Consider the following 20,975-nt stretch of genomic DNA (forward strand, 5'->3'; position numbering starts at 1 on the left):
GACCACATCGTCAGCATGCTTAAAAATGCCCACCGAGGACTGCAACTGCGCATCTTTGGGCTTGAGCTCCAGTATCGCTCCCCCAGACTTCGGCAGCAGAGAACTGGCGCTCTCTGAAGTAGTGACGACCAAGCCTTTGGGCGGATTCTGAACCCACGGTCAGCAATGATCCGGAGCTAAAGAATCGCTGCGACTACTCCTCGACAACATTTTAGAAGGCGCTCATTGAGCGCCTTTTTTATTCCGTTTTAGCCGGCCTCGTAAACACTTCGACTACCGCAATCATCTGATAGCGTCTATCGATCTTCACGCGTATGCCACAGCCGCAGCAGATAGACGGTGGACTCCTGAATCTCGTAGCGCATTTCATAATGGCCGATCAGGATTCGGCGCACATCTCGTGGTTCGAACTCTTCCAGCCGTTCGCCAATACGCGGATTAGTCAGCAATATGCTTGAAGCCCCCGTGAGCTGTTGAACCGTATGCGCGGCGGCGGGCCGGTTCACTGTAGCCAGAAACTCGTACAACCGAGCAACGTCTGAAAGCGCCTTGCTGGTCCACTTCAACTCCATCAGCGCGGTACCGGCAGCGGGGTGTCGGTACTAAGGCTGTCGGCCCAGGCCTGGACCGCTTGGTGGTCAATTACACGACCGGCATCAACATCCGCCAGCGCCTCGCGAGTCAGGCGACTGCGCTCTTCTTCCTGGTCTATCCAGGCGGACAGAGCCTGCTTGAGGATCCAGTTCTTGGAGCGCTCCAGCCGCTCAGCCATCAAATCGATTCTCTCGGCCAGTTGCACCGGGACGTGAGCCGTAACGGACCGGGTTTTCGCGCTAGCTGCCATGGTGGATGACTCCTGTGTTGCGAGAATCAGCAGGCTCTCGCTAGATGGATGGTCGCTTCGGGTATCGCGACCAGCCATCGTGATGAGTTTCGATTAATAGTTAATCATAATTAATAATCACACATCGTCAAGAACCATCGGCACCACGCCAGTCCCTCTTTCAGCACTTCGGCAGGGATTTTTCCGAGCATGGCCTCACCGGTTACCTACGCTGAGGGTACAGATAGAGGTATGAAAAACCATGCCCACGATATTTCCCTTTATTTTTCAATAACAAAGGGATTAGTTCGACTCCTGGTGCCCATACAAAACGAAGCCTCGCAGCGATGCGGGGCTTTTGTTTGTCTGCTGAACGTAATGTGACCGCTCCCAGCCAGACGTCCCATTAGTCGGACGCCCCCAATGCAGTGAAGTGAAAAAAAGCACTCGAAATCGTTTCCGGACTAATAGGTGAGTGATTTCCCTTCCTCGTCCGTAGCTCCCCAGCGCCTCGTAATGAGGAGAAATAGCTTTCCAAAAAAACTAATATTTCCTACATGTTTTGGTCGTGGGAGAATGTTGTGTGCGCTCGCGGCTGGAGCTACATTCCTGTCGTCGCTGCAAATTCAGCGATACGGGTTTCGCAGCCCGGCGGTTTCTGTTGGCGCACAGCGCCGCGTAAGCGGCTTTTTCATGTCTGCGTTATGGCGGGCTGTGCGCAGGAGGCTTATGCCTGCCGGTGTCCCAACAGACCGGTCTGCGAACCTGCGTACAGTTCGCCACCCTTGTATCGCAGCAAGAGTGGAGATCTCCTTAACCTGTTGGAGATTCACCATGGCTAAGAAAATCACCCCCGATCCACCTTCCATTTCCAACGGCCCTGTGAAATCAATGCGGCCAGATGCGGCCCGCTTGCTCGATACCCTGGGTCTAACCCTCTCTAAAACCATCGATTACGATGACCCTTTCAGACCCACGATTTTTGCCATCCAGCCAGGCGTCAACGCTCAGGACGCGCTGACCTACGTGTCAAAATTGCTCGAAGTAGCCGAACTGAACGGTGACGAAATCAGCTTGCATACGAACCCGGTAGAGCGGTCTCTGTTCTGGGGCATGCTTCACTCGGTAGAGATGGCGCGGGCTGTGGTGGATGCGCTGCTTGCGGGTTCGTCCTCAACACATCACGCATCACACGCATTAGACGACCATCCATTTAGTTGAAGTGTAATCAGTAGATCCCGGGGTCGGTTCCCGGCACCGCACCCTACAAAACGAAGCCCTCGCAGCAATGTGAGGGCTTTGTCTGGCTTTTCCCCTTCGCCGGGGAATCAACCCAACTGATCGATCATCACCGCATTGGTATAGATCAAACTGCCGTCGCTCGCCCGATGCCCGACCAGGTGGAACTGGCCGCGTTGGTCGCCTGCGCTCAAATAAACGCGCAATTGGCAATCAGACAACGGGCCGCATTCCTCTGGCGTGATCAACTCCATTGTGCTCATATCCACATCGATCATCACTTCAGGCTCGTGGGTCTGCTGCAGATGTTCTTCGGCCTCCTCCATACGCAAATGGTCGTCGTCATTGACGTGAAAATGGATCTCCCCCATCGGGGTGGACCGTTGATCGCTGCTGGCTTTGCACCAGCCTTTGATGGTTAAGGTGTTCATGACGAAAAACCTCCTGGGACAGTCGCTTTGGGGACGACCCGACCTCCTATTAAATTCTAGACAACAGGCAAGGAACCGCTACAGCCTCAACTCGCCCACCAGCCCGCCGCCCCCAACACCCGGACCAGGCTGTTGAAAAACGGGTCAGGAACAGCACGGGAGGTCTCCCGTGCCCTGGTGCATTGCGCACAGCCCAACGTGCTCGGGCTCCGGGCGGCCATGGCGTTGAAAAGGGCGGTGCTATACTTTTTTGGTAGCAATGAGCGTGCAACGTGATCCAGAGAGACAGGCTAACGCTCTGGAATTTCAGATAACCACTGCAGAAAAAAGGGGACACCTGCGGATAGGCGGTAGGAGGTGACTCATGAACCGACACTTTTACATCAGCGATAATCTCGACGACCTGGAAATCGTTGAAAGCGAACTGGAAACCAGCGGTATCAGTACTGAACAGATTCATGTGCTCAGCGATCGGGATGCCGAAGTGGAACAGCATCATCTGCATGATGTGAACTCATTCATGAAGCAGGATGTTGTCCGTTCTGGCGAGATTGGTGCGGTCATTGGCATACCGCTCGCCGCCTTGGCGCTGGGGGGGGCCTATCTGGCAGGCTGGACCGCCACCGCGGCAGGCTGGATGCCGTTCGTTTTTCTGAGCATCGTGATACTCGGATTCAGTATCTGGGAAGGCGGCTTTTTTGGTATTCAGGTGCCCAATGCCCACTTCCGCAAGTTGAAAGAGCGGATAAAAGAAGGCGAGTATATTTTCTTCGTGGACGTTGAACCCAATCAGGAGTCGACGCTGGATCGGGTCATCAAACATCACCCACAGCTGCAAGCGGCCGGCACTGGCCCAGCAGCCCCCCATTGGATAGTGGCCTGGCTGTATAGATGGCATCAGTTCAAGCGAACGATATAGGAGGCGGTCCGAGTGCGCAGGAGGCGGAAGCCTGTTATTACCCGAGGAACATCCCACGGGTGAAGAACACGTAGTCCGCCTCTGCCACCATCAGACCTACCAGCACCAGCAGACACAATGGCGGTACCAGTATGGCGTAGACCATCGCCAGACGCTCCCAGGCCATGTGCATGAAGACGGAGACGATCAGGCCAGCCTTCAACAACATCAGCACCAGAATCAGCGACCACCTGAAGTAGCCCTGGAAGTGAAAATAATCGACCAGATAGGACAGGGTACTGAGTACAAACAACAATCCCCAGATCTTCAGGTACAAGCTGAGTGGATGTTGTTGACCTTGTGCATGCGCCATCGCCAGTACTCCTCTACAGACTCACCATAAATAGAACAACGCGAAGATAAATACCCACACCAGATCCACGAAATGCCAGTACAGCCCGGCTATCTCGACGATCTGATAGTTTCCGGAGCGCTCGTAATCACCTCGCAATACCTTGAATGCAACGACGCAGAGGTAAATGACGCCGGCTGACACGTGCAGCCCGTGGAAACCGGTAATCATGAAAAAACTGGCGCCAAATTGCGCTGCACCCATGGGGTTCGCCCATGGGCGAACACCTTCGGCAATGAGCTTGCTCCACTCGAACGCCTGCATGCAGACGAAGGTCGCACCGAAGGCGGCGGTGGTCAGCATCAGGGCCGCGCATTTACTGCGCACACGGCGATAGGCGAAATTCACCGCCATGGCCATGGTGCCGCTGCTACTGATCAGCACGAAGGTCATGATCGCGATCAGGATCAGCGGGACTTCAGCGCCGCCGATGGTCAAGGCAAACACGTGGCTGGGGTTCGGCCAGGGGACGGTGGAGCTGATGCGTACCGACATGTAGCCAGTCAGGAAGCAGCTGAAGATGAAGGTGTCGCTGAGCAGGAAGATCCACATCATCGCCTTGCCCCAGGGGACGTGCTTGAATGCGTCCCGATCCGAGGACCAGTCGTTGGCGACGCCCTGCCATCCCGGTACCAGCGTATCGGGTGGGGTCAGCGGTAAGGACAGACCGGGCTCTTCCGGACCGGCTGGGGACGATGCCATGGCTTCACCTCAGACCGCAGAATGCGGCGATGCTTTCATAGGTTTCCGGCGTGCTGGTCAGCAGGGCGAAGAGGACGATCCAGACGCCCAGCAGGTAGTGCCAGTAGATGGCGCAGAGCTCCACGCCGGGCTCCAGCTGCGGCAGCGGAACACGTCGCAGGAACCGGGCGCCGACTCGACCCCAAGCCACCAGGCCGCCCAGCAGGTGCAGCCCGTGCACACCGGTCAACAGGTAGAAGAAGCTGTTGGCTGGATTGCCGGAGACGAAATAGCCCCAGTCGACGAACTGTTTCCAGACCCAGAGTTGCCCCCCCAAAAAGGCAATCGCAAAGACGCCTCCCAGGGCGAAGCCGAGGGTGGCGCCGTTCAACGCGCCTCGCCGGGCCGCCACCCGCGCCCACTGCAGGCTGATACTGCCCAGTGCCAGCAGGATCGTGTTCAGCCAGAGTGGCCTTGCACTGGCCAACGGTGCCAGCGGCTCGGTGAGAGGCTGCCAGTCCGCCACTTGCGAGCGCGTAATGAAGGCCAGCAGCAAGAGAAAGAACAGCGAGGTCACCACACCCAGAAACACGCGCAGGCCCACTTTTGCGGTTTTCGCCCTGTCGATGCCATCCGCCGCCCAGGTGTCGTCGGGGGGCTGGCTCCAACGGCCTCCGGTGTTGGCGCTTGCCGTGTTTTTCAATAGCGGCCTGTTCATGGTCCTTCACCCGCAATCCTCGCCTCTGCGGTGCGCTGCCTCATCTGTTCCAGCGCCTCGGCGGAGACCGTCTGTGGAACGAAGTCCTGCTCTATCCCGGGCACGCTGTAGTCATAGGCCCAACGATGCACGACCGGCAGCTTCTCTCCCCAGTTGCCGTGTACCGGCGGGGTGTTCGGTGTCTGCCATTCCAGGCTGGCCGCACCCCAGGGGTTTCCGCCTGCCGGTTTGCCTTTGAAGGCACTCCAGAACAGGTTGAAGAGGAACAGCAACTGGAACACGCCGACAATCAGTGCGGTAACGGTAATGAACGCATTCAGCTGCTGCGCCGACTGCGGGATGAACTCGTAGTTCGGATAGGCGTAATAGCGCCGCGGCATACCCAGTAAACCCAGGTAATGCATGGGGAAGTAGATGCAGTAGGTCCCCAGGAAGGTGACCCAGAAATGCAGCTTGCCCAGGGTGTCGTTAAGCATGCGCCCGGTGATCTTCGGAAACCAATGGTAGATGGAACCGAATACCACCAGTATCGGCGCAACCCCCATGACCATATGGAAGTGGGCCACGACGAAGTAGGTGTCCGACAGCGGGATATCCACGATCACGTTGCCGAGAAACAACCCGGTCAGGCCACCGACCAGGAAGGTGAGGATAAAGGCCAGTGCAAACAGCATCGGCACCGTCAGGTGAATGTCGCCATGCCATAGGGTCAGCACCCAGTTGTAGACTTTCAGCGCGGTCGGTACCGCGATGATCAAGGTGGTCACGGCGAAAAAAAAGCCGAAATACGGGTTCATCCCACTGACGTACATGTGGTGCGCCCAGACCACGAAGCTCAACACGCCGATGGCGACAATGGCCCACACCATCATGCGGTAACCGAAGATGTTCTTGCGCGCATGAGTGCTGATCAGGTCGGAGACCAGACCGAACGCCGGGAGGGCGACGATGTAGACCTCCGGATGGCCGAAGAACCAGAACAGGTGCTGGAACAGTATCGGGCTACCGCCCTGATGCGCGAGCTGCTGCCCCATCGAGATCATCGCCGGCATGAAGAAGCTCGTACCCAACAACTTGTCGAACAGCACCATCACCGCACTGACGAACAAGGCGGGGAAGGCCAGCAGCGCCATGACCGAGGCCATGAAGATGCCCCAGACGGCGAGCGGCATGCGGAACAACGTCATGCCTCGAGTGCGTGCCTGTAGCACGGTGGTCACGTAGTTCAACCCGCCCATGGTGGCGGCAACGATGAAGATGGCCAGCGACACCATCATCAACACGATGCCCCCTGTGGAACCCGGGGTTCCCTGGGTCATGGATTGTGGCGGATAGAGTGTCCAGCCCGCCCCGGTGGGCCCGCCTGGGACGAAAAAGCTTGAGAGCAGCACCAGCACCGAGACCAGGTAGAACCAGTAGCTGAGCATGTTGACGTAGGGGAAGACCATGTCACGGGCGCCCACCATCAGCGGAATCAGATAGTTGCCGAAGCCGCCCAGGAACAGGGCCGTCAACAGGTAGATCACCATGATCATGCCGTGCATGGTCACTGTCTGATAGTAAGTGCCGGCATCCATGAATGAGAGACTGCCGGGAAACCCTATCTGCATGCGCATCAGGTCGGACAGCACCAGGGCGATGACGCCCACGAACATGGCCGTCAAGGAATACTGGAGGGCGATGACCTTGTGGTCCTGGCTCCAGATATATCGCGTGACGAAGCTTTTCGGTTCGTGCAGGACCGCTGTTTCCGCGTGCTCCACATAAGCCATCAAAACATCCTCCGAACGAGCGTGGGAGTGTTTCCGGCTGTTTACTTACGGCGACTTGCCTGGTTCCACCTTGCCGGTATCAGCGTCGACATTGCCTTTCGACTTGATGAAGGCGACCAGAGCATCCAGTTCCTTGTCACTGGGGGTAAAGGCCGGCATGACCGGGGGATAACCCTTGACCCTCTTGGCAGCAGGCGTGAGAACGCACTCCCTCAGATAGGCCTCATCGACCTTGACCTGAGTGCCACCCTCCAGGCTTTCCATTTTGCCGTACAAGCCCTGCCAGCTTGGGCCGACAGCCTGGCTGCCATCAAGACTGTGGCAGGCAAGGCAACCCATCGATCCGGCCAGCCGCTGTCCCTGCGCCACCCGATCACCCGCTGTGCCTGCAGCTTGGCTCGCAGCGCCTTGCTCCTTCTGCCCCGTGGCGCTCAGCGATTTGATGAAGGCAACCACGGCGCCCAGCTCATCTTGGGTGAAAGTATAGGCCACCATGACCGGCGGGTAGCCTTGGACCCGTCTGACCGTGGGCTCGAGGATCGCCGACTTGAGGTAGGTTTCGTCGACCTGAACGCGGCTGCCATCGGCAAGCTGTTCCGAGCGGCCATACAAGTCCTTCCAGCTCGGGCCCAGGCTGGCGCTGCCATCCTGGCTATGACAGGCCCGGCAGCCATGGCTTTCAACCAATTGCCGGCCTTTTTCCAGCAGGCTGTCCTGGCTGGGGGCGGCGGCGCTCGCCAGGGCCTGAGCAAACGTCGGTTGGCTAGCGAGCCATTGATCGAAAGCCTCCTGCTCCTCGACGATCAAATGGCCACGCATGTTGTAATGACCCAGGCCACAGTACTCCAGGCAAATGACTTCAAACTTGCCGAGTTTGGTCGGGGTAAACCAGAAGTAAGACACCATGCCCGGAACCATATCCATATTGGCGCGCATCTGCGGAACATAGAAATTGTGTATGACATCTTTTGAACGCAGCAGGACTTTTACCGGCCGATTGATGGGCAGCCGAACTTCATTATTCATGATGAGGACATCGTCCTGTCCCGCGGGGTCATTGCGGTCAATACCGAAGGGGTTGGTGGAATCGATCCATTTGACATCCGATTTGCCGAACTTCCCGTCGCGGCCGGGAAAGCGAAAGGACCACTGCCATTGCTGGGAGGCCACTTCGAGCTCAATAGCGTCTTTCGGTACCCGGATGAAGTCGTTGTAGACGACCAGGCCGGGCGCCAGCATGCCGATGATGCCCAGCGAGGTGACGATGATCAGCCACCCTTCCAGCTTCTTGTTTTCTGGCTGGTAGACCGCCCGGGAGCCTTCCCGGTGACGGAATCGAATCACCGCGATCGCCATGAATACCGTGATGGCGATAAAAAATATCCCGGTAATGATCAGGGTTATCAGTAGTGTGGTATCTATCGATCCCCAGTTGGAGGCGGCCGGAGTCAGATGCCAAGGAGCGAACAGGTGGAACAGGACTGAGGCGACAACGACTAGAACTAAGATGATTGCGATCGCCATTTTCTCTTCATCCTGCGCCTGTTGCCCTGTGGTCATGCGAACGCAACGGCGCCAAGCCGCAACGTTACGTCAATGACTCATCCACCTCCCGAGCCTGTTGGAAAATTGCCTCTTTCCTCGGGGCAAATTTCATAAAAAAGTATAGTGCGCATCAGGAGACGTGCGCCCGCGTTTCCCGTGGCGGGTGAAAAAAGCGGTAAGGCCCCTGCCGGTCATCTCAACGCAGATCAGGGGGCAGCGTGATTGAGTTCAGATCCATCACCACGACGCCTTTGGCCCTCTGCACCTATCAGGGGTCATCATTCCCAGATACCGCTCCTGCCTGGGGCCCGTTGCCGAGCAAAGGGGCGGTTTCCACCTCCAGCATCAGCAGCACCATTTCCGTCAACTCGGCGTCGGACTTGCGTCCCGCATAGAGGTCATGGAGGGCTTTGGCGAACGGGATGCGCAGGTCCTGGTTATCTTCGCGGGCGGTATCGCTGTATTGCATCAGCGTGCTGATGGCGCGCAGCACCGCCGCTTGCCACCGGGCGGTGGTCCTCGGACCATCGCCGGTGATTGCAATCAAGTGATCCTTCGTCAGTTGGCGAAGGGCGGGGTCCCGCAACGGCCTAAGCGGCCTTGGGTTGCGAGTGATCTTTGACATACCGAACGATACTCAGTGTTTCCTGACGGAACTGCTCGTAGTCGATCTGCTGGGCGTTAATAAAGGTGCTGCCCATCATGGTCACCGCCCCCATCAAGCTGGCTTCGGCAATTTCCTCGTCGCTCGCGCCAAACAAGCGCGCGGCTTCGGTATGGAACAGGGTGCAGTACTTGCAACGGGTCGCCCCGGAGACCGCCAGACCAATCAACTCCTTATACTTATTAGGGATTTTGGTATCTGCCAGCCAAAAGTCCCGAGCCACTCCCCAGAATCCGTTCGCGCCGCCTTCCGGCATCTGCTTGATCCACTCCGGTACCACACCGAGGGCCTCTTCAATTTCCCGATAGGTATCATAAATAGCCATTTGACACCTCCTGAACGCTCTGGAGACACCTGCTTCAGAGGTACAAGCAGTTTAGTTCGCGGGTGGCGATACCAGAGTCGGCAGCAGGACGACTCCAGTAACAAACTATTAAATGTCGTAGAAACAACAGGATGGACTTAGATTCTTTTGGAGCAATGACGTACCGCTAGGTACTTGGGGTTATCAACCGTGATGGGCGTGGGCCACGACGCGGCCCTAAGTACGAGCCACATTTTGAAAAGAATCAAAGCGAGGCCTGGAACAGAGCCATACCTTTTTAAAAACAAAGAGTTGTGTCACTAAAGGCCGATCAGGCCCACCCCAGGTCGGGCAAGCTGGCTTGAAGCGGTTATCACCGATATCCATAATTGGGACGTTACCAGCGAACGCTGGCAGGAGCCTGGATCCCTCCTTGGTTGATCCAGCAGCGCGGAAAGGGCGATGCAAGCTCAACTGCGTATCGATTGAAGCCGCCTCCGGGCGGCTTTGCATTTTATGGGGATCAAGGGTTGCCTCTCTACTTTCCAGGCTGTCAGGCTGATCTGAATCCAACCTAAAACTTTTTACCTTACTCAAGGCTATGATCCGATGACTCAGTCAAACCCTTGGCCGGTGGGTGGCCCCTCGAACCACAGCTGGGGCTTGAGCGCAGGGACCCTAATGGCCGCGGGCCAGCCTGGTTGACAGTGTTGTCAACTTGCTTAAAATAGCCAACGAGGACTGCAACTGCGCATCTTTGGGCTTGGGCTCCAGTAATGCCCCCCCAGAACTTCGGCAGCAGAGAACTGGCGCTCTCTGAAGTAGTGACGACCAAGCCTTTGGTCGGATTCTGAACCCACGGTCAGCAATGATCCGGAGCTAAAGAATCGCTGCGACTACTCCTCAATAACATTTTGAAAGGCGCTCATTGAGCGCCTTTTTTATTCAGTTTTGGCGGACCTGGCGACCGTACCGACCAAGGTCCCCTCAGCGCGCCGTTTCGGATACCACGTGACAACGTAGTAACCGAATCCTCGCCGTTCGTTCCTCGGCTCCAGGATCAATGAGCCCTTGGGATTTTTCAAGACTGCCACCCGGTGGTTGCCGCTCATTTCCTTGAATTCGCAATAGATAGGGGCGCCTGGCACGATCATTTTTGCGATGTGAGCCACCACACCATCAATGCTGTCACAGTGATACTTGAACAGATCCACGCGATGCGCCTCCCAAATATGTTTGATACCGAAACCACGGTTATCGCCCCAGTGCACACCAACGCGCAGATAAATCTCCCCACCTCGAAGATCGAATTTCGGCATGTCAGGCAAAGTGCCGAAACTCATCGAACCGGAGGGATGAGCGATCAGGACATTTTCTTTGAGTTTCAACAGTTCGGACAAAAACGAATCCAGAGCCGGTAAGGATCTTTAATTGTGCCACGAACACTTGACTCATCGCATGGCACACCATACGTAGGACAATTCGTTATTTATTGAAATCCACAATTACGGAAATGTACGAACTACAGAAATTTCAAAGCAACGTTAAGAATCATCGAAAACTGTGTGGCATGCAGGGTTGTGTTAATCGAAAATAGTGGCGGCAATACAAACACCAAACACTTTGGTGACGGGCAAAGAACAGGGCCACAGTCGCCGGTAGCCCTTGAAGATACGCTTGATATTCATATACACACCCTCAAGCAGGGGTGTGGAGGTCTCACCCTACGCTGATAATCCAACCATCGACGGGGTTCCTACGCCAGTTATAGCCGCTGGATGGCAACTGGTTTCGCGCTCACGAGTAGATTAGCAATCTGCTAAGCCGAGGTCATCAAGCTGCACATGAGGTTAAACGAATGTTTTCACTCATTCCCCCTATTTCAGCAAACGCTGAAACCGCCTCAAACAGTGAAATTCTCTAATCGCCCCACCGTCCAAGACCGACGCCCAAAGCCCCCACCCCTACCAGATCTGGTAGGTGCCAAACCCCCACCGCTGCTCTATATAAATCGACGCCCGCCGTCCTTCACCAATAGAGAAGCCCTTATGCACATGGAAGAGCACACCCTGTCCTCAATGAGCGACAGTCTGCGGCTGTCACTCGGCCGATACCGCTATCAGCAGTTTGTCGAGAAGCTGGGTTGGCAACTGCCCCTGCCCCCCGACGCCCCGGGGTGTGAATGGGACGCCTACGACCACGTACACGCCCGCTACCTCCTGGCCCTCAGCCCAACCCGCGAACTGATCGGCTGTGCCCGACTGATCCCCACCACCGCGCCCAACCTGCTCGAAGGCGTATTCAGCCACACCTGCGCCGAGGGCGTGCCAGCCAGCGCCTTTATCTGGGAAATGACCCGCTTCACCACCTCAACCCCGGAGTTGGCCATGCCCTTGTTCTGGAAGTGCCTGGAAACCGCGCATCGCGCCGGCGCCGAATATATCGTCGGGATTGTCAGCAAGATCATGGAGCGCTACTACAGAAAAAACGGCGTCCACTATGAACGCCTCGGCGAGATGATCCGGCACCAGGATGAGCAGATTGTCGCGATACAACTGCCGACGGATCGTAAACGTCACTTCAGCAGTCTTGCACCAGTATTATTTATGTACGAGGAATTAAAGCAAATCGCCTGACACGCCAAACCCCCTGTTGCAGAACAGGCCTGACAACCCTGTTCCGCAACAAACACCGAACCTCAGTTAGATATAACCCAGCGCAACCGCATAGGTCACCGCCTGCACCCGGTTACTCGCACCGATCTTGCGCTGAATATTCTTGTGATGGTAATTAACCGTATCCGTACACACGCTCATGATCACACCGATCTCTTCCGACGTCTTACCATCCGCCGTCCAGCGCAACACTTCGCTTTCCCGCTCGGTAAACACGACGTCATTATCTCGTTCCAAGGTGCCCTCCAGTTCCGACAACTTGGCATAGGCGGCATCGGCAAAGGCTCTGGTAATGGGCGCCAATTCCGTAAACTCGTCGGCGCTGATCTTCTTGTCTTTACGCGCCAGGCTCAACAACCCCACACGCCCCCGGGCATTGAACGACGGCTGGGCCAGTCCATGACGCAGCTGCGAATCATTGGCCTCCGACCACAAGCCAGGGCTGCCCTTGAAGATGTCATCGCTCCACAAGATCGGCGTCGAGGCCAGCCGGCTGTGCTTTACCGTAGGATCGATCACCGCGTAGTTCATGGCTTGGTAACGCGCGACCCACTCCGCCGGGTAGTTGCTGTACAGGTGGGTTTTCGGCCGCATGAACGGCGTCAGGCTGCACAGGCCATAAGCATAGAAATCAAATTTCAAATCAGTGATGGCGTTCAGTGCGATGCCGGTAAACTCCTCCATGTTCATGGCTTTCGCAAAAAGCGAATAAAAGTAAATATCCCAAACCCAAAGCTGTGCTAAGTCCATTTTAGCTATCCAAGATGAAAATCGGTTTGTCATCCTAGTCCAGCTGTTCGCCCTGTCAATGGGGACAACCATAAAAAGACCATAACCATTTGCGCTAACTATAGAGCGATCTTATTTTTATATATACTACATGGCCATCTGCAACTACCTCACCACCCGTTTATGTTGCAACAACACCTCCAGCCCCCATTTTCCGAAGGCGCGCGGAGGTTAAGCCGGGCACAAAAACTTGACACCTACGAAATCTGGTAGCTTAACTTTTCCAATCGCGCCCCTGTATAAATTCCCTCCAGCCAGTTCGTCAAAACAGGAACGAGTAGTCCCTCTGTGACCGAACGGTATTGTTTATTACATCGTGCTTACCATTTAACCCCAGTTCTCCTGAAACAGGCCCGTATATCAATCACGACACCTCACTGTCGTCGTCATGAAAGTGTCTTGTATTGCTGAATAACCCGGCTGATTGAACACGCCCAAAGGAACATGAGCATGCCAACTACCGCGATCCAAACAGGGTTTGCCGACGCCCCGGAACTACGGCGCAAGAACCGCTCCACCGTCGAGCAGTACATGCACAGCCACGGCGTCGCCCGCCTGCGTCGACACGAGCTGTTCACCGAGGACGGCAGCGGTGGCTCCTGGAACACCGCCAGCGCCACCCCGCTGCTCTTCCACGGCCACGCCAAGCTGGCGGCCCTGGGCATCTGGCTGAACCAGTGCTTCCCGGACTGGCAGTGGCACAACGTGCGGATCTTCGAAACCGCCGACCCGAACCACTTCTGGGTCGAAAGCGACGGCCGCGGCATCGTCAAGCTGCCCGGCTATCCGGTGGGCCATTGCGAGAACCATTACATCCATTCCTTCGAACTCGAGGACGGCCGGATCAAGCGCAATCGCGAGTTCATGAACCCCTTCCAGCAACTGCGCGCCCTCGGCATTCCCGTGCCGACCATTCGCCGCGCCGGCCTACCCGCTTAATCCACCCGAGAGGCAAGACCATGTCCAATCCAGACAAACACGATGGGTTTGCAAGCAGCACCGAGCTTCGCCGCAAGAACCGCCAGGTCGTCGAGCAGTACATGCAGACCAAAGGCCCGGCCCGCCTGCGCCGCCACGAACTGTTCACCGAAGACGGCAGCGGCGGCCTGTGGACCACCGACACCGGCGCGCCAATCGTCATTCGCGGCAAGGACAAGCTGGCCGAACACGCGGTCTGGTCGCTGAAGTGCTTCCCGGACTGGGAATGGTATGACGTGCGCATCTTCGAAACCGATGACCCGAACCACTTCTGGGTCGAATGCGAAGGCCACGGGCAGATCCTCTTTCCCGGCTACCCGGATGGCTACTACGAGAACCACTTCCTCCATTCCTTCTCCCTCGAGAACGGCAAGATCAAGCAAAACCGCGAGTTCATGAATGTGTTCCAGCAACTGCGGGCGTTGAATATCCCGGTGCCCGAAATCAAACGCGAAGGCATACCCACCTAACAGCATTGCGCCAGGGGTCTCATCATGGAAACAATTGTGCGACGTGTTCTGGGTTGTGAAGCACTGCAGCAACCCCAGTGGAGCGATCTCTCACACCTGAGGGACGTACAGCAACACCTGAGAGACAGCCAGTCCTTGATCAGGGCCCAGGACATCCTGGCCCTGCGCGCGCTCCTGGCGCGAGTCGCCGAAGGCGAAGGCAAGGTCATCCAGTCCGGCGATTGCGCCGAGGATATCAACGACAACCAGCACGGCGCCGTGGCCCGCAAGGCTGCGGTGCTGGAGATCCTCGCCGGGGCCTTTGGCCTGGTCACCCAGCAACCGGTGATCCGCGTCGGGCGCATTGCCGGGCAGTACGCCAAGCCCCGCTCAAAACCCAGCGAACGCATTGGCGAGATCGAACTGCCGGCGTATCGCGGCGATATGGTCAACAGCCACGCCGCCCATTCAGACAGCCGCCAACCCGACCCACGACGCCTGCTCAAAGGCTATCAGGCCGCCCGCGAGATCATGGAACACCTGGGCTGGCAGGACCGTCTCGCAGCCGCTGGCTCGCCGGTCTGGACCAGCCACGAAATGCTGCTGCTCGACTACGAATTGCCGATGCTGCGCAACGATGAGCAGGGCCGGACCTTTCTCGGCTCGACCCACTGGCCGTGGATCGGCGAACGCACCCGCCAAGTGGACGGCGCCCATGTCGCCCTGCTGTCCGAGGTGCTGAACCCGGTGGCCTGCAAGGTCGGCCCCGATATGACCCCCGCGCAATTGCTGAGCCTGTGCGAACGCCTTGACCCGGCCCGCGAACCCGGGCGCCTGACGCTGATTGCGCGGATGGGCGCCGAGAAGGTCGCAGAACGCTTGCCGCCGCTGGTGGAGGCGGTCCGCGCCACGGGTCACAAGGTCATCTGGCTGAGCGATCCGATGCACGGCAATACCATCCTCGCGCCCTGCGGCAACAAGACCCGCATGGTCGAGACCATCGCCCGGGAGGTCAGCGCCTTCAAACATGCGGTGCTGTCGGCTGGCGGGATCGCCGGTGGCCTGCATCTGGAGACCACCCCGGACGATGTCACCGAGTGTGCATCCGATGTCGCCGGGCTCCACCAGGTCAGCACCCATTACACCAGCCTGTGCGACCCGCGGCTGACGCCTTGGCAAGCGATCACCACCGTGCTGGCCTGGAAGAACCCACCCGCCGCCTCCCATGCAAGCTTTTGACAGGAGTCTGTTGCAATGACCGGTATTCCCGCGATTACCCCCTATGCGCTGCCCACCGCGCGCGACCTGCCGGCCAATCTGGCCCAGTGGCGGATCGACCCGCAACGCGCCGTGCTGCTGATCCACGATATGCAGCGCTACTTTCTCCGACCGCTGCCCACACCGCTGCGCGACGAGGTGGTGGGCAATGCCGCGCGCATCCGCCAATGGTCCGCGAGCCAGGGCATTCCGGTGGCCTACACGGCCCAGCCCGGGAGCATGACCGAGGCCCAACGCGGCCTGCTCAAGGACTTCTGGGGCGCCGGCATGCAAGCCAGCCCCGCCGACCGCGAGGTGGTCGACGCGCTCAAGCCCGCGCCCGGCGACTGGCTGCTGACCAAGTGGCGCTACAGCGCGTTTTTCAACTCGGACCTGTTGGAGCGCATGCGCGCCCATGGTCGTGACCAGTTGATCCTCTGCGGGGTGTACGCCCATGTCGGGGTGCTGATTTCCACGGTGGATGCCTATTCGAACGATATCCAACCGTTCCTGGTGGCCGATGCCATCGCCGACTTCAGCAAGGAACATCACTGGATGGCCCTGGAGTACGCCGCCAGCCGTTGCGCCATGGTCGTCACCACCGAGGAGGTGTTGCCATGAGCCTGGCCGCCGAACACCTTATCGCCCAGGTCCTGCGCTCGGACCCACCGCCCTTCGCCCTGTTGTACCGCCCGGAGTCCAATGGACCGGGCCTGGTGGATGTCCTGCTCGGCGAAGTCTCGCTGCCGTCGTCACTGACGCAGATCGAGTTGCGTGAGCCCCTGGCCGGCGAAGCCCGCCTGGAAACCCTGGTGATCATTCCCTACCGGCAGATCGCCGAACGCGGCTTCGAGGCGGTCGACGATCAAGCCCCATTACTTTCCCTCCAAGTGGTCGAGCAGGCGCAGATAGGTCTCGATACCCTGCTGGAGCGCCTGCCCGAAGTGCCCATCGCCTTGCTCAACGAACGCTTCGACCTCAGTGACGCGGCCTATTCGGAGATTGTCAGCCAGGTGATCGACAACGAGATCGGCACCGGCGAAGGCGCCAACTTCGTCATCAAGCGCACCTTTATGGCCGATATCGGCGACTACGGGATCGCCGGTGCCCTGACCTTTTTTCGCCATCTGCTGGAACGGGAAAAGGGCGTCTACTGGACCTTCATCATCCACACCGGCGAGCGCACTTTCGTCGGCGCGTCACCCGAGCGACATATCAGCCTCAAGGACGGCCTGGCGGTGATGAATCCCATCAGCGGCACCTACCGCTATCCGCCGACAGGTCCGAACCTGGCCGAAGTGATGCAGTTTCTCGCCGACCGCAAAGAGGCCGACGAGCTGTATATGGTGGTGGACGAAGAGCTGAAGATGATGGCGCGGATCTGCGAGGATGGCGGCCATGTACTCGGGCCTTATCTCAAGGAAATGGCCCATCTGGCCCACACCGAATATTTCATCGAAGGCCACACCCGCCGCGATGTCCGCGACATCCTGCGCGAAACCCTGTTCGCCCCCACTGTCACCGGCAGCCCGCTGGAAAGTGCCTGCCGGGTGATCCGCCGTCACGAGCCCAAGGGCCGCGCCTATTACAGTGGCATCGCCGCGTTGATCGGTAGCAACGCGCAAGGTACCCGCACGCTGGACTCGGCGATTCTGATCCGCACCGCCGATATCGACCGCGAAGGTCAATTGAAGATCAGTGTCGGCTCGACCATCGTCCGCCATTCCGATCCCCAGGCCGAGGCCGCCGAGACCCGGGCCAAGGCTGCCGGGCTGATCGCCGCGCTGAAAAACCAGGCGCCGGCGCGCTTCGGTTCGAATATCCAGGTACGCGCCGCCCTGGCCAGTCGCAATGCGCTGATTGCCGACTTCTGGCTGAGCGATGCACTGGAGCGCCAGCAGTCGCAGGCCGATCTGTCGGGACGGCGGGTGCTGATCGTCGATGCCGAGGACACCTTCACCTCGATGATCGCCATGCAACTGCGCGCCCTCGGGCTGGCGGTGAGTGTGCGCAACTACAACGACGCCTATGCCTTCGACGGTTACGACATCGTGATCATGGGCCCGGGACCGGGCAATCCTACGGCGGTCGAGCAACCGAAAATCGACCACCTGCATGTGGCCATCCGCTCGCTGCTGGACGAGCAGCGACCGTTTCTCGCGGTGTGTCTGAGCCATCAGGTGCTCAGCCGTTGCCTGGGCCTGGACCTGCAGCGCCGGGCCATTCCCAATCAGGGCGTGCAAAAGCAGATCGACCTGTTCGGTGCTCGCGAGCGGGTGGGTTTCTACAACACCTTCGCCGCCCAGAGCCGCGAGGATCGCATCGAGGTCGACGGCCTCGGGTTGGTGCAGGTCAGCCGCGACCTGGAAACCGGCGAGGTCCATGCGCTGCGCGGGCCGCATTTCGCCTCAATGCAGTTTCATCCCGAGTCGGTGCTGACCCAGGAAGGGCCACGCATCATCGCCGACCTGATGCGCCACGCCCTGTCGGCGTAAACCGTCGCGCCCCCCTTGAACACAATGGAGCAAACCATGCACAGGTATGTAGTGATCGACGCTTTCGCCAGCGTCCCGATGGAGGGCAACCCGGTTGCGGTGTTCTTTGACAGCGACGACCTCCCCGCCCAGCGCATGCAACAGATTGCCCGGGAGATGAACCTGTCCGAGGTAACCTTCGTCCTGACCCCACGCCATGGCGGTGATGCGCGCATCCGGATTTTCACCCCGGTCAACGAGCTGCCATTTGCCGGCCATCCGTTGCTGGGCACGGCCATCGCCCTGGGTGCCGAAACCGACAAGGACCGGCTGGCGCTGGAAACCGAGATGGGCACCATCCCCTTCGAGCTGGAACGCCAGAACGGCCGGGTGGTGGCGTGCAGCATGCAGCAGCCGATTCCGACCTGGGAGCCGTTCGAACGCATGCCGCAATTGCTCCGGGCCCTGGGGATCGGCGGCTCGACCTTTCCGGTGGAGATCTACCACAACGGTCCCCGGCATGTGTTCGTCGGCCTGGAAAGTGTCGCCGCGCTGTCGGCGTTGAACCCCGATCATCGCGCGCTGGGGCACTTCCACGACATGGCCATCAACTGCTTCGCCGGTTCCGGCCGGCGCTGGCGCAGCCGGATGTTCTCGCCGGCCTACGGGGTGGTCGAGGACGCGGCCACCGGCTCGGCGGCGGGGCCCCTGGCGATTCACCTGATCCGTCATGCCCAGGTCGACTACGGCCAGCAGATCGAAATCCTCCAGGGCGTGGAAATCGGTCGGCCGTCGCTGATGTTCGCCAAGGCCGAGGGCCATGGCGAGACGGTCACCGCGGTGCAGGTCTCGGGCAATGGCGTGGCCTTCGCCCAGGGCACGGCTTTCATATGAACACCCAGGTCATCGGAGCAACCCAATGAGCGCACATCTGCTGTCGGAATCCCTTACAGGCACCATCGAGGCCCCGTTTCCGGAGTTCGCAACACCACCCGCGAGTCCCTTTATCGTGCTGAACAACTGGCTGGAGCGCGCCCGACGCTATGGCGTACGCGAGCCCAAGGCCCTGGCACTGGCAACGGCGGACGCTCGGGGACGGCCTTCGACCCGGATCGTGGTGATCAGCGAAGTGTCGGACGCCGGGCTGGTGTTCAGCACCCATGCCGGCAGCCAGAAAGGTCGCGAGCTGGTCGAGAACCCCTGGGCATCCGGGGTGCTGTACTGGCGCGAGAGCAGCCAGCAGATCGTGCTCAACGGCCGGGCCGAACGGCTCAGCGATGCCCGGGCCGACGCCGCCTGGCGAGCACGTCCCCACGTGACCCACCCGATGTCGGCGGTGTCGCGCCAGAGCGAAGACCTGACCGATGTCGAAGCCCTGCGCGCCAGGGCCAAGGCGCTGTCAGGTACCCAAGCGCCCTTGCCGCGTCCCGACGGTTACTGCTTGTTCGAGCTGCGGTTGGAGTCGCTGGAGTTCTGGGGCAATGGCCAGGACCGGCTGCACGAACGGCTGCGCTACGACCGCACGCCCGAGGGCTGGTCCGTGCGGCGTTTGCAGCCCTAGAAAGCGGAGGAAAAGAGGGGGGGCTTGGATGATACGGACAGGCGAACGAGCCATCCCCCAATCACCCCTCTTCCCCACCTCGATAAACCCCACGCAAAAAACTCTCCAGCGCCTGCTCTTCAACTGACCATTGCCCATGCCCAAGATTGGCAATCAGATCACGCTTGCGCATCCGCTCCAACCCGGCCTGGACTTGCTGTGTAGTCGGCACCAGCCCGCTCGGCAGTTCATCGGCGAGTGACCGCCGATATTCATCGGCGTACAGCGACTCCCCGGTAACAATGCCCCTGAGCAACAATTGATCCAGTGGCGGCAAGTCTTGCAGCAATGTCGTGAACTGGCCTTCGTCCACCATCCCCGCCCAGACAATCTTGTCGGCCTCCTTGACGGGAATTCCCTGGGTCAGGCTCGTGGTAAACAGCGTGCGCAGATAATGCGGCGTCATGCCCCGGGCGACGTACAGGCGATAGGCTTGTTCCACTTCCCAGGTCTTGCCCGTGGTTTCCCGGTAAAGCCGGCCGAAATGCTCCGAGAACTCTCGTCCCAGATCAGGGACATTCAGCTGTGAGCCAAACTGATAGAACGGCGCTTTGCTACGCCGGAACATATTCGTCAGACCGTCCTGGGAGGAGCCGGTGAAGACCGCGAAAACGCGCCCTTGGCTAGTCGTCAGCAGGGAGCGGAGTGTGGCGGTGAAGTTCTCGAAGGCCGGGCGGGTGGCCAGATGCTGCACCTCGTCAACGATCAACAACGCCTTGCCCTTGCCCGCGATGTTGAAGCGTTCGAATAGCTCATGGATGGAAGGAATCCAGGCCTCCGCCAGCTCGGCTTCCGCAGAAGCAGAGTCCATTCCCAAACCGACCTTCATGCTCTTGAGCGAACGCTTTGGCCTGGCCCACCAGGTTTCAATCCGGGTTAGTAGGCTCGTTTCATGCAGCGCTTTGGCGAGTGCCGCACAGATCACCCGCTCAGGATCGTCCTTGTTGGACCAGAGATCCGCATAGGCCACTACACAGCCTTGCGCTTCAGCCATGGGCACAAGATCGCGCAACAGAAATTGCGTTTTGCCCTTACGACGCGGGGCGAACAGCGTGGTGGCTTGCTGAAGCTGGTTCTCGAAGCCCATCAATACCAGCTGGGCAAGGACTGCGCGAGGGAAATAGAGACGATCAGGCGTCATGGTTATGCCTAATTATGTGAAAAAACATAATTATAATTATTGGCATAATTCCACATATTGCAAGCCCGGCAATGACACGGCCCTCCTCACGTCGCCGCGAGGAGGGCCGATATCAACCATCACTT

At 58.8% G+C, this 20,975-nt stretch carries 23 protein-coding genes; 10 read left to right on the forward strand and 13 right to left on the reverse strand.

Features of this window, described 5'->3' with window-relative positions; genetic code table 11:
* Positions 1-296 precede the first annotated feature (296 nt).
* Together AC07VG_RS27115 and AC07VG_RS27120 are read right to left on the reverse strand one after the other, a co-directional pair.
* Positions 297-572 (reverse strand): type II toxin-antitoxin system RelE/ParE family toxin, encoded by a 276-nt coding sequence (locus AC07VG_RS27115; protein WP_495003721.1) that lies wholly within the window; start codon positions 570-572, stop codon positions 297-299.
* Positions 572-844, reverse strand: a complete 273-nt coding sequence (locus tag AC07VG_RS27120; RefSeq protein ID WP_248745410.1) for a CopG family ribbon-helix-helix protein — start codon at positions 842-844, stop codon at positions 572-574. The genes AC07VG_RS27115 and AC07VG_RS27120 overlap by 1 nt, the downstream gene beginning before the upstream one ends.
* A gap of 813 nt (positions 845-1,657) precedes the next feature.
* Here AC07VG_RS27120 and AC07VG_RS27125 point away from each other — a divergent pair.
* Positions 1,658-2,044 (forward strand): hypothetical protein, encoded by a 387-nt coding sequence (locus tag AC07VG_RS27125; protein WP_495022215.1) that lies wholly within the window; start codon positions 1,658-1,660, stop codon positions 2,042-2,044.
* Positions 2,045-2,151: 107 nt separating this feature from the next.
* Here the strand turns inward: AC07VG_RS27125 and AC07VG_RS27130 are convergent, their stop codons facing one another.
* The gene (locus AC07VG_RS27130; protein ID WP_495003723.1) at positions 2,152-2,493 is read right to left on the reverse strand and encodes a hypothetical protein; all 342 of its coding nucleotides are present in this window, start codon (positions 2,491-2,493) and stop codon (positions 2,152-2,154) included.
* 364 nt (positions 2,494-2,857) lie between these two features.
* On the opposite strand from AC07VG_RS27130, the gene AC07VG_RS27135 reads away from it, so the two are divergent.
* Positions 2,858-3,412, forward strand: coding sequence for a magnesium transporter (locus tag AC07VG_RS27135; protein ID WP_495003724.1), 555 nt, complete (start codon positions 2,858-2,860; stop codon positions 3,410-3,412).
* Between the two features lie 37 nt (positions 3,413-3,449).
* Here the strand turns inward: AC07VG_RS27135 and AC07VG_RS27140 are convergent, their stop codons facing one another.
* From AC07VG_RS27140 to AC07VG_RS27175, 8 genes are all read right to left on the reverse strand, one after another.
* Entirely contained in the window at positions 3,450-3,764 is a 315-nt protein-coding gene (locus tag AC07VG_RS27140; protein ID WP_495003725.1) for a cytochrome C oxidase subunit IV family protein, read from the reverse strand.
* Positions 3,765-3,785: 21 nt separating this feature from the next.
* Positions 3,786-4,505, reverse strand: coding sequence for a heme-copper oxidase subunit III family protein (locus AC07VG_RS27145; protein ID WP_495003726.1), 720 nt, complete (start codon positions 4,503-4,505; stop codon positions 3,786-3,788).
* 4 nt (positions 4,506-4,509) lie between these two features.
* The gene (locus tag AC07VG_RS27150; protein WP_495003727.1) at positions 4,510-5,202 is read right to left on the reverse strand and encodes a cytochrome c oxidase subunit 3; all 693 of its coding nucleotides are present in this window, start codon (positions 5,200-5,202) and stop codon (positions 4,510-4,512) included.
* Positions 5,199-6,974: a cytochrome c oxidase subunit I gene (gene ctaD / locus AC07VG_RS27155; protein ID WP_495022216.1), complete on the reverse strand. Its 1,776-nt coding sequence runs from the start codon at positions 6,972-6,974 to the stop codon at positions 5,199-5,201. The genes AC07VG_RS27150 and ctaD overlap by 4 nt, the downstream gene beginning before the upstream one ends.
* A gap of 45 nt (positions 6,975-7,019) precedes the next feature.
* Positions 7,020-8,498 (reverse strand): c-type cytochrome, encoded by a 1,479-nt coding sequence (locus AC07VG_RS27160; RefSeq protein WP_495022217.1) that lies wholly within the window; start codon positions 8,496-8,498, stop codon positions 7,020-7,022.
* A gap of 289 nt (positions 8,499-8,787) precedes the next feature.
* A complete protein-coding gene (locus tag AC07VG_RS27165) occupies positions 8,788-9,066 on the reverse strand; it encodes a hypothetical protein (RefSeq protein WP_495003729.1) in 279 nt (92 codons plus the stop codon).
* A 43-nt stretch (positions 9,067-9,109) separates the two neighbouring features.
* Positions 9,110-9,508 carry a carboxymuconolactone decarboxylase family protein gene (locus AC07VG_RS27170; protein ID WP_103495397.1) on the reverse strand — a complete coding sequence of 133 codons (399 nt, stop codon included), beginning with the start codon at positions 9,506-9,508 and terminating at the stop codon, positions 9,110-9,112.
* Between the two features lie 920 nt (positions 9,509-10,428).
* Positions 10,429-10,887 (reverse strand): hypothetical protein, encoded by a 459-nt coding sequence (locus AC07VG_RS27175; RefSeq protein WP_495022218.1) that lies wholly within the window; start codon positions 10,885-10,887, stop codon positions 10,429-10,431.
* 648 nt (positions 10,888-11,535) lie between these two features.
* On the opposite strand from AC07VG_RS27175, the gene AC07VG_RS27180 reads away from it, so the two are divergent.
* Entirely contained in the window at positions 11,536-12,123 is a 588-nt protein-coding gene (locus tag AC07VG_RS27180) for an acyl-homoserine-lactone synthase (RefSeq protein WP_495003731.1), read from the forward strand.
* Between the two features lie 66 nt (positions 12,124-12,189).
* On the opposite strand, the gene AC07VG_RS27185 is transcribed toward AC07VG_RS27180, so the two are convergent.
* Positions 12,190-12,912: an autoinducer binding domain-containing protein gene (locus tag AC07VG_RS27185; protein ID WP_495003732.1), complete on the reverse strand. Its 723-nt coding sequence runs from the start codon at positions 12,910-12,912 to the stop codon at positions 12,190-12,192.
* 489 nt (positions 12,913-13,401) lie between these two features.
* On the opposite strand from AC07VG_RS27185, the gene AC07VG_RS27190 reads away from it, so the two are divergent.
* The 7 genes from AC07VG_RS27190 to phzG are packed head-to-tail and all read left to right on the forward strand — an operon-like array spanning position 13,402 to position 19,670.
* The gene (locus AC07VG_RS27190) at positions 13,402-13,890 is read left to right on the forward strand and encodes a PhzA/PhzB family protein (protein WP_495003733.1); all 489 of its coding nucleotides are present in this window, start codon (positions 13,402-13,404) and stop codon (positions 13,888-13,890) included.
* Between the two features lie 20 nt (positions 13,891-13,910).
* Positions 13,911-14,399, forward strand: a complete 489-nt coding sequence (locus AC07VG_RS27195; RefSeq protein WP_495003734.1) for a PhzA/PhzB family protein — start codon at positions 13,911-13,913, stop codon at positions 14,397-14,399.
* A gap of 24 nt (positions 14,400-14,423) precedes the next feature.
* Positions 14,424-15,617, forward strand: coding sequence for a 3-deoxy-7-phosphoheptulonate synthase (locus AC07VG_RS27200; protein ID WP_495022219.1), 1,194 nt, complete (start codon positions 14,424-14,426; stop codon positions 15,615-15,617).
* A gap of 15 nt (positions 15,618-15,632) precedes the next feature.
* Positions 15,633-16,256, forward strand: a complete 624-nt coding sequence (locus AC07VG_RS27205; protein ID WP_495022220.1) for an isochorismatase family protein — start codon at positions 15,633-15,635, stop codon at positions 16,254-16,256.
* Positions 16,253-18,130 (forward strand): anthranilate synthase family protein, encoded by a 1,878-nt coding sequence (locus AC07VG_RS27210; protein ID WP_495022221.1) that lies wholly within the window; start codon positions 16,253-16,255, stop codon positions 18,128-18,130. The genes AC07VG_RS27205 and AC07VG_RS27210 overlap by 4 nt, the downstream gene beginning before the upstream one ends.
* 36 nt (positions 18,131-18,166) lie before the next feature.
* Complete coding sequence (locus AC07VG_RS27215) at positions 18,167-19,003, forward strand: PhzF family phenazine biosynthesis protein (protein WP_495003738.1); 837 nt, start codon at positions 18,167-18,169, stop codon at positions 19,001-19,003.
* Positions 19,004-19,028: 25 nt separating this feature from the next.
* On the forward strand, positions 19,029-19,670 hold the full coding sequence (gene phzG / locus AC07VG_RS27220; RefSeq protein ID WP_495003739.1) for a phenazine biosynthesis FMN-dependent oxidase PhzG: 642 nt from the start codon (positions 19,029-19,031) through the stop codon (positions 19,668-19,670).
* Between the two features lie 61 nt (positions 19,671-19,731).
* Here the strand turns inward: phzG and AC07VG_RS27225 are convergent, their stop codons facing one another.
* Positions 19,732-20,850, reverse strand: coding sequence for an ATP-binding protein (locus AC07VG_RS27225; RefSeq protein WP_495022222.1), 1,119 nt, complete (start codon positions 20,848-20,850; stop codon positions 19,732-19,734).
* Positions 20,851-20,975: the final 125 nt, after the last annotated feature.

This window comes from Pseudomonas sp. GW821-FHT03C07 (assembly GCF_059420925.1).

Excerpts from the sequence above, each read along its gene's own strand:
- AC07VG_RS27185 (WP_495003732.1), bottom strand. The coding sequence starts at position 12,912 with ATGGACTTAGCACAGCTTTGGGTTTGGGATATTTACTTTTATTCGCTT.
- AC07VG_RS27130 (WP_495003723.1), bottom strand. The coding sequence starts at position 2,493 with ATGAACACCTTAACCATCAAAGGCTGGTGCAAAGCCAGCAGCGATCAA.
- phzG (WP_495003739.1), top strand. The coding sequence starts at position 19,029 with ATGAGCGCACATCTGCTGTCGGAATCCCTTACAGGCACCATCGAGGCC.
- AC07VG_RS27190 (WP_495003733.1), top strand. The coding sequence starts at position 13,402 with ATGCCAACTACCGCGATCCAAACAGGGTTTGCCGACGCCCCGGAACTA.
- AC07VG_RS27200 (WP_495022219.1), top strand. The coding sequence starts at position 14,424 with ATGGAAACAATTGTGCGACGTGTTCTGGGTTGTGAAGCACTGCAGCAA.
- ctaD (WP_495022216.1), bottom strand. The coding sequence starts at position 6,974 with ATGGCTTATGTGGAGCACGCGGAAACAGCGGTCCTGCACGAACCGAAA.
- AC07VG_RS27120 (WP_248745410.1), bottom strand. The coding sequence starts at position 844 with ATGGCAGCTAGCGCGAAAACCCGGTCCGTTACGGCTCACGTCCCGGTG.
- AC07VG_RS27215 (WP_495003738.1), top strand. The coding sequence starts at position 18,167 with ATGCACAGGTATGTAGTGATCGACGCTTTCGCCAGCGTCCCGATGGAG.
- AC07VG_RS27150 (WP_495003727.1), bottom strand. The coding sequence starts at position 5,202 with ATGAACAGGCCGCTATTGAAAAACACGGCAAGCGCCAACACCGGAGGC.
- AC07VG_RS27160 (WP_495022217.1), bottom strand. The coding sequence starts at position 8,498 with ATGGCGATCGCAATCATCTTAGTTCTAGTCGTTGTCGCCTCAGTCCTG.
- AC07VG_RS27195 (WP_495003734.1), top strand. The coding sequence starts at position 13,911 with ATGTCCAATCCAGACAAACACGATGGGTTTGCAAGCAGCACCGAGCTT.
- AC07VG_RS27115 (WP_495003721.1), bottom strand. The coding sequence starts at position 572 with ATGGAGTTGAAGTGGACCAGCAAGGCGCTTTCAGACGTTGCTCGGTTG.
- AC07VG_RS27170 (WP_103495397.1), bottom strand. The coding sequence starts at position 9,508 with ATGGCTATTTATGATACCTATCGGGAAATTGAAGAGGCCCTCGGTGTG.
- AC07VG_RS27140 (WP_495003725.1), bottom strand. The coding sequence starts at position 3,764 with ATGGCGCATGCACAAGGTCAACAACATCCACTCAGCTTGTACCTGAAG.
- AC07VG_RS27180 (WP_495003731.1), top strand. The coding sequence starts at position 11,536 with ATGCACATGGAAGAGCACACCCTGTCCTCAATGAGCGACAGTCTGCGG.
- AC07VG_RS27125 (WP_495022215.1), top strand. The coding sequence starts at position 1,658 with ATGGCTAAGAAAATCACCCCCGATCCACCTTCCATTTCCAACGGCCCT.
- AC07VG_RS27205 (WP_495022220.1), top strand. The coding sequence starts at position 15,633 with ATGACCGGTATTCCCGCGATTACCCCCTATGCGCTGCCCACCGCGCGC.
- AC07VG_RS27145 (WP_495003726.1), bottom strand. The coding sequence starts at position 4,505 with ATGGCATCGTCCCCAGCCGGTCCGGAAGAGCCCGGTCTGTCCTTACCG.
- AC07VG_RS27135 (WP_495003724.1), top strand. The coding sequence starts at position 2,858 with ATGAACCGACACTTTTACATCAGCGATAATCTCGACGACCTGGAAATC.
- AC07VG_RS27210 (WP_495022221.1), top strand. The coding sequence starts at position 16,253 with ATGAGCCTGGCCGCCGAACACCTTATCGCCCAGGTCCTGCGCTCGGAC.
- AC07VG_RS27225 (WP_495022222.1), bottom strand. The coding sequence starts at position 20,850 with ATGACGCCTGATCGTCTCTATTTCCCTCGCGCAGTCCTTGCCCAGCTG.